This window comes from Bradyrhizobium sp. 87 (assembly GCF_023073015.1).
Lineage (GTDB): Bacteria > Pseudomonadota > Alphaproteobacteria > Rhizobiales > Xanthobacteraceae > Bradyrhizobium > Bradyrhizobium canariense_D.
The window spans coordinates 104,147-115,623 of sequence record NZ_JADPIQ010000133.1; the positions used below are offsets into that span (position 1 = coordinate 104,147).

11 protein-coding genes are annotated in these 11,477 nt (G+C 63.9%); 6 read left to right on the forward strand and 5 right to left on the reverse strand.

Features of this window, described 5'->3' with window-relative positions:
* Positions 1 to 206 precede the first annotated feature (206 nt).
* On the forward strand, positions 207 to 1,652 hold the full coding sequence (locus IVB50_RS35560; RefSeq protein ID WP_018454969.1) for a short-chain fatty acyl-CoA regulator family protein: 1,446 nt from the start codon (positions 207 to 209) through the stop codon (positions 1,650 to 1,652).
* Positions 1,653 to 1,789: 137 nt separating this feature from the next.
* Here IVB50_RS35560 and IVB50_RS35565 read toward each other — a convergent pair whose 3' ends face one another.
* Positions 1,790 to 2,083, reverse strand: coding sequence for an antibiotic biosynthesis monooxygenase (locus IVB50_RS35565; RefSeq protein ID WP_007607017.1), 294 nt, complete (start codon positions 2,081 to 2,083; stop codon positions 1,790 to 1,792).
* A gap of 229 nt (positions 2,084 to 2,312) precedes the next feature.
* Between IVB50_RS35565 and IVB50_RS35570 the strand changes: the two genes are divergently transcribed.
* On the forward strand, positions 2,313 to 3,119 hold the full coding sequence (locus tag IVB50_RS35570) for a hypothetical protein (protein ID WP_018454970.1): 807 nt from the start codon (positions 2,313 to 2,315) through the stop codon (positions 3,117 to 3,119).
* A 164-nt stretch (positions 3,120 to 3,283) separates the two neighbouring features.
* Positions 3,284 to 3,625, forward strand: a complete 342-nt coding sequence (locus IVB50_RS35575) for a hypothetical protein (RefSeq protein WP_204513821.1) — start codon at positions 3,284 to 3,286, stop codon at positions 3,623 to 3,625.
* 194 nt (positions 3,626 to 3,819) lie between these two features.
* Here the strand turns inward: IVB50_RS35575 and IVB50_RS35580 are convergent, their stop codons facing one another.
* A complete protein-coding gene (locus IVB50_RS35580) occupies positions 3,820 to 4,461 on the reverse strand; it encodes a tetratricopeptide repeat protein (RefSeq protein WP_247299588.1) in 642 nt (213 codons plus the stop codon).
* A gap of 134 nt (positions 4,462 to 4,595) precedes the next feature.
* Positions 4,596 to 5,528 (reverse strand): zinc metalloprotease HtpX, encoded by a 933-nt coding sequence (gene htpX / locus IVB50_RS35585; RefSeq protein WP_204513819.1) that lies wholly within the window; start codon positions 5,526 to 5,528, stop codon positions 4,596 to 4,598.
* Between the two features lie 186 nt (positions 5,529 to 5,714).
* Here htpX and IVB50_RS35590 point away from each other — a divergent pair, with 186 nt between their 5' ends.
* The 3 genes from IVB50_RS35590 (at position 5,715) to IVB50_RS35600 (ending at position 9,068) form a co-directional block, all read left to right on the forward strand.
* Entirely contained in the window at positions 5,715 to 7,016 is a 1,302-nt protein-coding gene (locus IVB50_RS35590) for a lytic murein transglycosylase (RefSeq protein WP_204513818.1), read from the forward strand.
* Positions 7,017 to 7,280: 264 nt separating this feature from the next.
* On the forward strand, positions 7,281 to 7,784 hold the full coding sequence (locus IVB50_RS35595) for a DUF1993 domain-containing protein (protein ID WP_204513817.1): 504 nt from the start codon (positions 7,281 to 7,283) through the stop codon (positions 7,782 to 7,784).
* A 183-nt stretch (positions 7,785 to 7,967) separates the two neighbouring features.
* On the forward strand, positions 7,968 to 9,068 hold the full coding sequence (locus tag IVB50_RS35600; RefSeq protein WP_085361306.1) for an alkene reductase: 1,101 nt from the start codon (positions 7,968 to 7,970) through the stop codon (positions 9,066 to 9,068).
* A 202-nt stretch (positions 9,069 to 9,270) separates the two neighbouring features.
* On the opposite strand, the gene IVB50_RS35605 is transcribed toward IVB50_RS35600, so the two are convergent.
* Both IVB50_RS35605 and IVB50_RS35610 read right to left on the reverse strand, forming a co-directional pair.
* Entirely contained in the window at positions 9,271 to 11,013 is a 1,743-nt protein-coding gene (locus tag IVB50_RS35605; protein ID WP_039799251.1) for an ABC transporter substrate-binding protein, read from the reverse strand.
* A 127-nt stretch (positions 11,014 to 11,140) separates the two neighbouring features.
* Positions 11,141 to 11,470, reverse strand: coding sequence for a DUF2160 domain-containing protein (locus IVB50_RS35610; protein ID WP_018454978.1), 330 nt, complete (start codon positions 11,468 to 11,470; stop codon positions 11,141 to 11,143).
* Between the last annotated feature and the right edge of the window lie 7 nt (positions 11,471 to 11,477).

Below are 11,477 nucleotides of genomic sequence, written 5' to 3' on the forward strand. Positions count from 1 at the left end.
ACGACGATGGCACCGCCATCGACATTCTTGACAATGCATTGCGAGATGCGTGTCAGAAGCTAAACGCGAGAAAGACTAGCTCGTATAGTAGTCTTGTATTTGAATGGTGATGTCATGTAACATAGGTGATTGTAATAAATGTCACTTTGTAAAACTTGTGAAGAATATAGGTCAGTAAGACTGCCTTACGACTTTGGAGACCTAGAATGCCCGCCGGATCCGGTAAGAAGCTCTTCGTCGGCCCGCGCTTCCGGCGGATCCGGCAGCAATTGGGGCTGTCGCAGACTCAGATCGCCGAGGGGCTCGGGATCTCGCCGAGCTATGTCAACTTGATCGAGCGCAACCAGCGTCCGGTGACTGCGCAGATCCTGCTACGGCTGGCCGAAACCTACGACCTCGACCTGCGCGACCTCGCGACCGCCGACGAGGACCGCTTCTTCGCCGAACTCAACGAGATCTTCTCCGACCCGCTGTTCCGCCAGATCGACGTTCCCAAGCAGGAACTGCGCGATCTGGCCGAGCTTTGCCCCGGCGTCACCCATGCGCTGCAACGGCTCTATGCCGCCTATACCGAGGCCCGCCAGGGCGAGACGCTGGCCGCGGCGCAAATGGCCGACCGCGACGTCGGCACCCGCTATGAGGCCAATCCGGTCGAGCGCGTCCGCGAGCTGATCGAGGCCAACCGCAACTACTTTCCGGAACTCGAGCAGGCCGCGGAGACTCTGCGCGACGGACTGAACGTGCCGGCCGAAGAGCTTTATGCGGCACTGGCGGCACGGCTGCGCGAAAAGCATTCGATCCAGACTCGCATCATGCCGGTGGACGTGATGCGCGAGACGCTGAGGCGCTTCGACCGCCATCGGCGCCAGCTCCTGATCTCCGAACTGGTCGACCCGCCCGGCCGCGCGTTCCAGCTCGCCTTTCAGCTCGGCCTCGTTGAATGCGCGCAGCATCTGGAGACCATCATCGGCCGCGCCGGCGCGCTCGACGACACACCGCGCCGCCTATTCCGGATCACGCTCGGCAACTACTTTGCGGCCGCGGTGATGATGCCCTACCCGGCCTTCCTGGCCGCGGCAGAAGCGTTGAACTACGACATCCATCTGCTGGCGCAGCGCTTCAATTCCGGCTTCGAGCAGGTCTGCCATCGGCTCACCACCCTGCAGCGGCCGAACGCGCGCGGCATCCCGTTCTTCCTCTTGCGCGTCGACAATGCAGGCAATGTCTCGAAGCGATTTTCGTCGGGCACGTTCCCGTTCTCGAAATTCGGCGGCACGTGTCCGTTGTGGAACGTGCACTCGACCTTCGACACGCCTGACCGCCTGCTGAAGCAGGTGATCGAGCTGCCGGACGGTACGCGCTATTTCTCGATCGCGCAGATGGTGCGCCGCCCCGTCGCGCCGCACCCGCTGCCACAGCCGCGCTTCGCCATTGGCCTCGGCTGCGAGATCCGTCACGCCGCGCGCCTCGTCTACGCTGCCGGCATCGATCTGGAGAAAACGGAGGGCACGCCGATCGGCGTCAACTGCCGTCTCTGCGAGCGCGAAAACTGCGCCCAGCGCGCCGAGCCGCCGATCACGCGCACCCTGATCCTGGACGAGACGACGCGGCGGGTGTCGAGCTTTGCATTCTCGAATGCGAGGGAGCTGTAAAGCACACCGCTGTCATGCCCCGCGAAGGCGGGCATCCAGTACGCCGCGGCCTATCGGTTCAATCCCTGCCGTCTCGGAGTACTGGACGCCCGGTCAAGCCGGGCGATGACAATTGAATGTGCGGCTGCACCCAATCCCTACGCCAGCGTATGCACGATCACCGGCCCGGCGGCGGCGCGGGCGTCGCCTGCAAGCAGCGCGCCCAGATCCTTCTCGATCCAGGCGATCGCACGCCTGTTCGCCTCCTCCGCCTGCTCGAATTTGTCGAAGATCGAAATCGCCGTGACCGTGTCGTCACCGGCATAGACGACGTAATAGGCGCGGAAGCCGTCGACGTCGCTGATGATCGGAACGGCGCCTTCCTTGATACGGCGCGCCAGCTCTTCGGCGCTCCCGCTTTTTGCCTTGGCCTGACGGATGGCGGCATACATGGCATCCTCGCTTCGGGCTATCTGGTTTGAGGGCTTGGTGCCCGGACCGCATGCTACGCCGAAGCGCGCGGGCAATCCACGCTTGGTTAACTCGGCGCTAATTCAGTTCCGCGATCCGCAACGATCGATTAAGCACGCCTCAACATCGCTGCCTTAGTCTCGCCCCACTCACTTTTCGCAAACAACGGCGGCTTATTCTGCCGCGTGAAGTGACATCAGGGGGTTCATCATGCGCATTGCGTTGCTGCTGACCGCGACCATTGTCGGCGCGCTCTTTGCCAATCCATCCCATGCCGGACCGCTGGATCCGTCCTCCGGCGCAGCGCAGGCGTTACCGCCGGGCTTCCAGAGCTACCGCGGCTACATGTTCGACCTGTCGGAGAATTCCGACCGCAAGGATGTCGACAAGCTCACCGACAATGTGAAGAGCCAGATCGACGTGGTCGAGGCTGCCGGCCTCTCGCCGCGCGTGCTGCGCTTCTTCCGCACCGTCCCGATCATCGCCAGCGAGCTGGCCTGCCTCGACGAAGGCGCCGCGACCGCGTGCTACGGCCGGGTCACGCCTGACATCCAGCGCACCGCTCCCCGCACGCTGACGGTCTGGGACCCCAACAAGCAGCGCTGGAGCAATCCGAACGCCGTCGACCTCGCGGTCGATTCCGGCCTCGGCGTGATCATGCTGCGGCCGGACATGATGCGTTACGAAAAGGAAGCGGTGCTGCTGCACGAACTGCTGCACGCCTACCATGCGCGGCTGTTGCCGGACGGCTACGCCAACAAGGGCGTGATCGGCTATTACGCCTACGCCAAGTCCAAGGATCTCCTGCCCAAGGAATCCTATGCGCTGAAGAATCACATGGAATTCTTTGCGGTGACCGCCAGCATCTTCCTGGCCGGGAAGAGCGAATTCCACGACCCGAAGTCGCGCGAGGCGCTCAAGGAGAAGTTGCCGGACTATTACAAGTATCTGGTGGGGGTGTTCGGCTTCGACCCCGATCCGGCAGCTGCGAGCGGCCCGGTCGCCTCGCTGAAGTAAGACAGACAGCGCAAAACCAAGGCAGAGAGCCGCGCGCACAGCGCGGCTTTTTTGTTTTGGTCACCGGAAGCTGCGGATGACGCGCGGCCGGGAATTGCCAAGGTGGGGCCCGATCTGCATAGTCCCGCCCGCATCGATACCGTTTTCGAAGAGGATAGAACAACATGGCGGACGCCGACCTGGATGTCGTGATCCGGCAACTGGCCAGACAGCTGCATACGGGCCTGATGACCCGCGCCAAGGAGCGCCGGGATCGATTCAACGGCCTTGCGGCCAAGGCCAAGGGCAAGGAGACCGGCGACCGCTTCAAGATGATGGCCAAGGCCACCATGGAGCAGGCCGTTGCCGCCGCCAAGCGCCTGCAGATGTCCGCCGACAACGTCGCCGACAGCTACGCGCGGTCGATGCGGATCGCCGCCAGCACACCGGTCGCGGTGAAGGTGGAGAAGAAGGCGCCCACGGAAAAGCCGGTGAAGAAGGCGAAGAAGGCCAAAACCAAGAAGTAGGAGCGCACTTTCTTCCTTCTCCCCTTGTGGGAGAAGGTGGCGTGAAGCGCCGGATGAGGGGTTGTTTCCGCGAATTCAACTGCAGCAGACTCACGCGCGGAGAGATACCCCTCACCCGTCTCGCCGCTTCGCGGCGAGCCACCCTCTCCCACAAGGGGAGAGGGTTGCAGCGGCGCACGCAGCTCTAGATATCTCTACCGCCCTGGCGCGGCGAGCCGGGTCGGCTCGGCACTCGCGAGGTCAGCGAGTTTTGCGCGTGCCGCATCGCGGGTGCGGGCATCCTTGCCGGCGGGCAGCGCCAGCGCGGCTTCGAAATCGGCGCGCGCTTCATTCGCCTGGCCACGCGCCAGGAAGGCGAGGCCGCGATCGAGCCGAGGCTGCGCATCGGAGGGGTCGAGGCGGACCGCGGTGTTGTAGCTCAGGATCGCGCGATCGAGATCGCCGGCGGCCGCGAGCGCGAGACCGCGCTGGTGGTAGGGCGCGGCGTGCCTGGGATCATGCGCGATCGCCTCGTCGTAATCCTCGATGGCAAGTTCGAGGTCACCGTTCTGCCGGCGCGCCAACGCCCGATCGCGATAGAGCGAGGCACGGTTGGGATTGAGATGGATGGCCTCGTCGAAATCCGCGATCGCCCGCCGCCAGTCGCCGTGGCGCAGCGCGATCCGTCCGCGCCCCTCATAGGCGAACGCGATCAGCGAGCCGCGCAGCGGCGAGAAGCCGATCACCGCCGAACAGATGTCGGGCTCGTCCTCGTCTCCGCAATTGACGACGGTGTGCGTGGACAGGCCAATCAGCACGCCCACGACGACCAACAATGGTACTGCAGCTTTGGTCATCTTCGACGGTGGCAGGCAGAGGGCCGGCCACGCATCCCCTTTCGCAGGAACTGTCACGGCAGGGTGTTAACACCGGCCGGGACCGTCCTGTGTGCGACAGGTCACAAAGCGCGCAAATTAGAGCCGCTGCTGCGTCAGCCCCAAGGCCCGCGCGAGGAGGAGCGGCCCCACGGGCTCCGCGGCGGATAGTTCTCATTGGCGCCGACCGACGGCGACGCCTGCGCACCGAGCTCGGCTGCGAGCTCCTGAAGCGCCGCGATGCGATTCTGCGTCGAGGGATGGGTGGCAAACAGATTGTCCACGCCGTGGCCCGACAGCGGATTGATGATGAACATGTGCGCGGTGGCTGGATTTCGTTCCGCCTCGAAATTCGGGACCTGATGCGCCGCGCCTTCGATCTTCACCAGCGCCGATGCCAGCCACATCGGCTGACCGGCGATGCGTGCGCCGAGATTGTCCGCGGCGTATTCACGGGTGCGGCTGATCGCCATCTGCACCAGCATGGCGCCGATCGGGGCGAGGATCATCATCAGGATCGAGCCGACGATGCCCGGGCCGTTGTTGTCGCGGTTGCCGCCGAAGAACATGCCGAACTGCGCCAGCATCGAGATCGCACCGGCAATGGTCGCGGTCACAGTCATCAGCAGCGTGTCGTGGTGCTTGATATGAGCGAGCTCGTGCGCGATCACGCCCGCAAGCTCCTCGCGGCTGAGCTGGTGCATCAACCCGGTGGTGACCGCAACCGCGGCATTCTCGGGATTGCGCCCGGTGGCAAACGCGTTGGGCTGCGGCTCCTCCATCAGGAACACGCGCGGCATCGGCAAGCCGGCGCGGGCCGCTAGCTCGGCCACGAGCCCGACCAGCTCCGGTGCGCTGCTGCGGTCGACCTCATGGGCGCCATACATGGACAGCACCATCCGGTCGGAGTTCCAGTAGGTGAAGAGATTGGTCGCCGCGGCAATGACGAGCGCAATCATGGCGCCGCCGGCACCGCCGATCAGATAGCCGACGCCCATGAACAGGGCGGTGAGGCCTGCGAGCAGCATTGCGGTACGAAGATAATTCATGGCCGTCTCCCGAGGCCGGCCGTAGCCGCTGGAGGCGTTGCGGGCCGGCGAGCATGAGGTAGGGATGACCCCGGCCCGCCCGCAAGGTTTCAAGGTGCGTCGCGGAGCCGCGGCACTGGTTTGAGGTCAATCGTTCCATTAAGCTTGGCCGAGAATCCAAGCGTCTCCTCCCCTTGCGGAAACCTCATGCTCCAGACCCGATTTGCGATCGCGGCCGCCGCCCTGCTCACGCTCGCCCTTCCCGCCTCTGCCCAGTTCGCGCCGCCGCCGGCAAAGCCCGCGGCTCCCAGGGCCACTGGGCCCTCGCCGCGCGCGGCGTCGTGCCATAACGGGGCGAACTTCGATCGCTTCCTGGTCGACGTGAAACAGCAGGCCGTTGCCGCCGGCGTGTCGCAGCGGACGATCGCGGCGGCCTCGCCTTACCTCGTCTACGACCAGGGCATCGTCAATCGCGACCGCGGCCAGCGCGTGTTCGGCCAGCTCTTCACCGAATTTGCCGGCCGCATGGCCGCGCCCTATCGCATGCAGAACGGCCAGCAGCATATCAAGCAACATGCGGCCGCGTTCGCGCGCGCGGAAAAGGAATACGGTGTGCCGCCGGCAGTGATCGCCGCGTTCTGGGGACTGGAGAGCGATTTCGGCGTCAACATGGGTAATCTGCCGACACTGAAATCGCTGGTGTCGCTGGCCTATGATTGCCGCCGCTCGGAGATGTTCGTGAACGAGACCATCGCCGCGCTGAAGATCATCGAGCGGGGCGACCTGCATCCGGACGAGATGGTCGGCTCCTGGGCCGGCGAGCTCGGTCAGACCCAGTTCCTGCCCGTGCATTACGTCAACTATGCCGTCGACTATGACGGCGACGGCCGACGCGATCTCCTCCGCAGCGAGGACGACGTGATCGGCTCGACCGCGAACTACATCGCCAACGGCTTGAAGTGGCGGCGCGGCGAGCCGTGGCTGGAGGAGATCAAGGTGCCGCAGAACCTGCCGTGGGATCAGACCGACCTCACGGTGCAGCTGCCGCGCTCAAAATGGGCGCAGCTCGGGGTTACCTATCCCGACGGCCGGCCGCTGCCGAACGACAATCTCGCGGCCTCCGTGCTGCTGCCGATGGGACGCTTCGGTCCGGCCTTCATGGCGTACCCGAATTTCGCGGCCTACACCGAGTGGAATAACTCGCTGATCTATTCGACTACCGCGGGCTATCTCGCCACCCGCATCGCGGGCGCGGCTCCGATGCGAAAGCCGTCCACGCCGGTCGCGCAGCTGCCGTTCAACGAGCTCAAGCAATTGCAGCAGCTTCTGGTCCAGGCCGGCTTCAATGTCGGCAAGGTCGACGGCGTGCTGGGCCAGCAAAGCCGCGCCGCGGTGAAGGCGATGCAGATCAAATACGGTCTGCCGGCCGATTCCTGGCCTACGGCCGAACTGCTCGCTCGCATGCGCGGGGGCACGGCACAGGCGCAGCCAGTGGGGACGATCCGGTAAGCACCAGGATCGCTGTCATGCCCCGCGAAAGCGGGGCATCCAGTACGCTGCGGCCTATCGATTCAATCACAGCTGCCTCGGAGTACTGGATCGCCCGGTCAACCGGGCGATGACACGAGGGTATGACGCCGATAGCACCACAAGCCCGCTCGGTAGAATTTTCGCACTGCACAAGCCCCTCCGGCGATTGTATTTTTCCATGACGTTCCCATGTGAGTAGCTCAGGTTTCTCCTGAGATTTCCCACCACAAGAGCGAGCATCACATGTCTTTCCACGACGCCGTCGTTCCCGCCTATTTGCAAATGCTGAACAGCCTGACTGGCCTGCTCACGAAAGCCGAGGCGCATTGTGCGGCCAAGAAGGTCGATCCCGCCGTCCTGCTCGGCTCCCGCCTGTTTCCGGACATGCTGCCGCTCTCGAAGCAGATCCAGCTGGTCAGCGATTTCGCAGCCAAAGGTTGCGCCCGGCTGACCCATAGCGACGTGCCCTCCACACCGGACACCGAGACCAGCTTTGCGGAGTTGAAGCAGCGCCTGGCGAAGACCATCGACTACGTGAAATCGTTCAAGCCCGAGCAGTTCGAGGGCGCCGACACCAAGGACGTCACCTTCCCGGCCGGCCCCGACAAGTCCATCACCATGAAGGGCCAGCAATTCCTGAGCGCGTTCTCGCTGCCGAACTTCTATTTCCACGCCGCAACCGCCCACGGCCTTCTGCGCCACGCCGGCGTCGAGATCGGCAAGCGCGATTTCCTCGGCGCGAACTGAAAGGCGATTATTCAGACGGCCGCGGCGGGAGATCGAATCTGCTGCTGCGGCTGAAATTGCACATGCTCTATGCTGCGCGGCTCGGCTGCGCATCTCGCCTGCAGTTTCTGTATGGCTCCTCCCTTGCGCTGATTGCCGCAATGCACAAGTGTTCCGGATCTCTCACCGCCTGGAAGCATTCTCATGAGCCGTTCGACCAAATTGTTTGAGACCTACAAGCTCGGCCCGATCACGCTGGCGAACCGTTTCGTGATGGCGCCGCTGACGCGCAACCGCGCCGTTCCCGGCACCTTCGTACCGGGCGCGCTCGCCGCTGACTATTACGCCCAGCGTGCCTCGGCGGGGCTTCTGATTACCGAAGCGAGCCAGGTCTCACAGCAGGGCCAAGGCTACCAGGACACCCCCGGCATCTACTCAAAGGACCAGGTCGCCGGCTGGCGCAAGGTCACCGATCAGGTGCATCAGCGCGGCGGCAAGGTCTTCATCCAGCTCTGGCATGTCGGCCGCATCTCGCATGTGGACCTTCAGGCCAATGGCGCAGCGCCGGTGGCGCCGAGCGCGATCCGCGCCAAGGGCAAGACCTTCGTCAACGGCACTTTCGCCGACGTCTCCGAGCCCCGTGCGCTCGAACTCTCCGAAATTCCAGGGATCATCGACGATTTCAGGCGCGCCACGAAGAATGCGCTCGAAGCCGGCTTCGATGGCGTCGAGATCCACGGCGCCAACGGCTATCTGCTCGAACAATTCGCCAAGGACGGCACCAACAAGCGTACCGACGCCTATGGCGGCTCCATTGAAAACCGCGCGCGGCTGATGCTGGAAATCTCCAGGGCCGTCGTAGCGGAGGCTGGCGCCGATCGCACCGGCATCCGCATCTCGCCGGTGACGCCGGCCAACGACATCTCGGATTCGAACCCGCAGGCCCTCTACGACCATATCGTCGACGGCCTCGCCGCGCTGAAGCTCGTCTATCTCCACGTCGTCGAAGGCGCCACCGGCGGTCCGCGCGACATCGCGCCGTTCGACTATGCGGGCCTGCGCAAGCGCTTCCCCGGCGCCTACATCGCCAACAACGGCTATGATTTCGAGCTCGCTGCCAAGGTGCTCGAGGCGAACGCGGCCGATCTCATCGCCTTCGGCAAGCCGTTCATCTCCAATCCCGATCTGGTCGAGCGGCTGAAGCAGGGCGCGGCGCTGAACGACTGGGACAAGAACACGTTCTACGGCGGCGGCGCGAAGGGATACACGGATTACCCGACGCTGGCCGCTGAACCCGCGGAATAGCCTCTTCTCCACGCATGCGCTGTCATGCCCCGCGAAGGCGGGGCATCCAGTAATCTGTGGCTTCCGGGTTCGACCACGCCCGTCTCTGGAATACTGGATCGTCCGCCTTCGCGGACGATGACACCGAGAATGTTGAAAGTGTGTGCCACAAAGAAAAAAGGCCGGGATTGCTCCCGGCCTTTCGTCGTTATGCTGATGTGCCTTACTGCAGCGAAGCGCGCTTCGGGGGCTGTGCCGGCCACGACTTGATCAGAGTGTCGTAGTCGACCGTCTCACCCTTCGGCTTCTCGTTGGCGAGCTTGCGCTGCGGGGCAATCGTGCCGTCCTTCTGGGCCTTGGCGAACCAGAACTCGGCCGACTCCTTCTTGTGCAGCTTCGGACCGCAGGCGCCCTGCACGCCCGACTTCTCCAGACGCTCCATGACGGAGTCCTGGGCCGCGGCAAGCGAGTCCATCGCGGCCTGCGGCGTCTTGGCACCGGACGACGCATCGCCGATGTTCTGCCACCACAGCTGCGCCAGCTTCGGATAGTCGGGCACGTTGTTGCCGGTCGGGGTCCACTGCACGCGCGCGGGCGAGCGGTAGAACTCGATCAGGCCGCCGAGCTTCGGCGCACGCTCGGTGAACGACTTGTCCCAGATGTCGGATTCACGGATGAACGTGAGACCGACATGGCTCTTCTTCAGCGACACCGTCTTGGAGACGATGAACTGGAGATAGAGCCAGGCCGCCTTGCGGCGATCCGGGGGAGTCGATTTCAGCAGCGTCGCCGAACCCGCATCCTGGTAGCCGAGCTTCATGCCTTCCTTCCAGTACGAACCGTGCGGCGACGGAGCCATACGCCACTTCGGCGTACCGTCCGCGTTCATCACGGCGATGCCCGGCTTCACCATGTCGGCGGTGAAGGCGGTGTACCAGAACATCTGCTGGGCGATGTTGCCCTGCGCCGGCACCGGACCCGACTCGGAGAAGGTCATGCCCTGGGCCTGCGGCGGAGCATACTTCTTCATCCACTCGAGGTACTTGGTGATCGAGTAGACCGCGGCCGGACCGTTGGTGTCGCCGCCACGCTCGACCGAGGAGCCGACCGGACGGCAGCCTTCCATGCGGATGCCCCATTCGTCGACCGGCAGACCGTTCGGGATGCCCTTGTCGCCGTTACCGGCCATCGACAGCCAGGCGTCGGTGAAACGCCAGCCGAGCGAGGGGTCCTTCTTGCCATAGTCCATATGGCCATAGACCTTGACGCCGTTGATCTCCTTGATGTCGTTGGTGAAGAACTCGGCGATGTCTTCGTAGGCTGACCAGTTCACGGGCACGCCGAGCTCGTAGCCATACTTGGCCTTGAACTTGGCCTTGTAGTCGGCGTTGGTGAACCAGTCGTAGCGGAACCAGTAAAGGTTCGCGAACTGCTGGTCGGGCAGCTGATAGAGCTTGCCGTCCGGCGCCGTGCCGAACGACTTGCCGATGAAGTCGTTGACGTCGAGCATGGGGTCGGTGACGTCCTTGCCCTCGCCGGTCATATAGTCCGACAGCGCGATGGTCTGGCCGTAGCGGAAGTGGGTGCCGATCAGATCGGAATCGTTGATCCAGCCGTCGTACACGTTCTTGCCGGACTGCATCTGGGTCTGCAGCTTCTCGACGACGTCACCTTCCTGGATGATGTCGTGCTTGAGCTTGATGCCGGTGAGCTCGGAGAACGCCTTGGCCAGCGTCTGCGACTCATATTCGTGGGTCGTGATGGTTTCGGAGACCACGTTGATCTCCATTCCCTTGAAGGGCTCGGCGGCCTTGGCGAACCACTCCAGCTCCTTCTTCTGGTCTTCCTTCGACAGCGTCGAGGGCTGGAATTCCGCGATCCACTTCTGGATCGCGGCGTCGTCGGCGGCGCGCACCGGCGCCGAGACGGCCAGCGACACCGCGACGATGGCGGCGACGCTGGACATCGTCAGAAAGCTATTCTTGGTCAATGGACGTTCCCTTCTCCTAAACTGCCGCATGTTATTCCTCCGTTGCAGCGACAAACTTTTTACAGGCCCGGGTTGGTCCCGGATCTGGCCGTTCCTTCGCGGGCTAGACCGTGCGGAAAATGAGTACGGCCGTGGCCAGCGAAATTCCTGATGCGATCCAAAGGCGCGAAATTTCAACTCCGTCCTCGCCGATCGGCAGCGTGGCGAGGGGGTCGGTGCCGGCGAAGGCGATCCACAGCAAGTGGATGACCGCCGCCGTGATCAGGGAGATGAACAGGCGGTCGCCGCGCGTGGTCGGGATGCGCAGCACGCCGACGCGCTCGGCTTCGGGATAAGCCACCCCGAGCCAGGTCATCACAGCCAGCGTGCAGGCGAGCGCGACAAAAAAGATCGCCGTCGGCGGCGTCCAGGCCATCCATGCAATCCATTCCATTGATGCC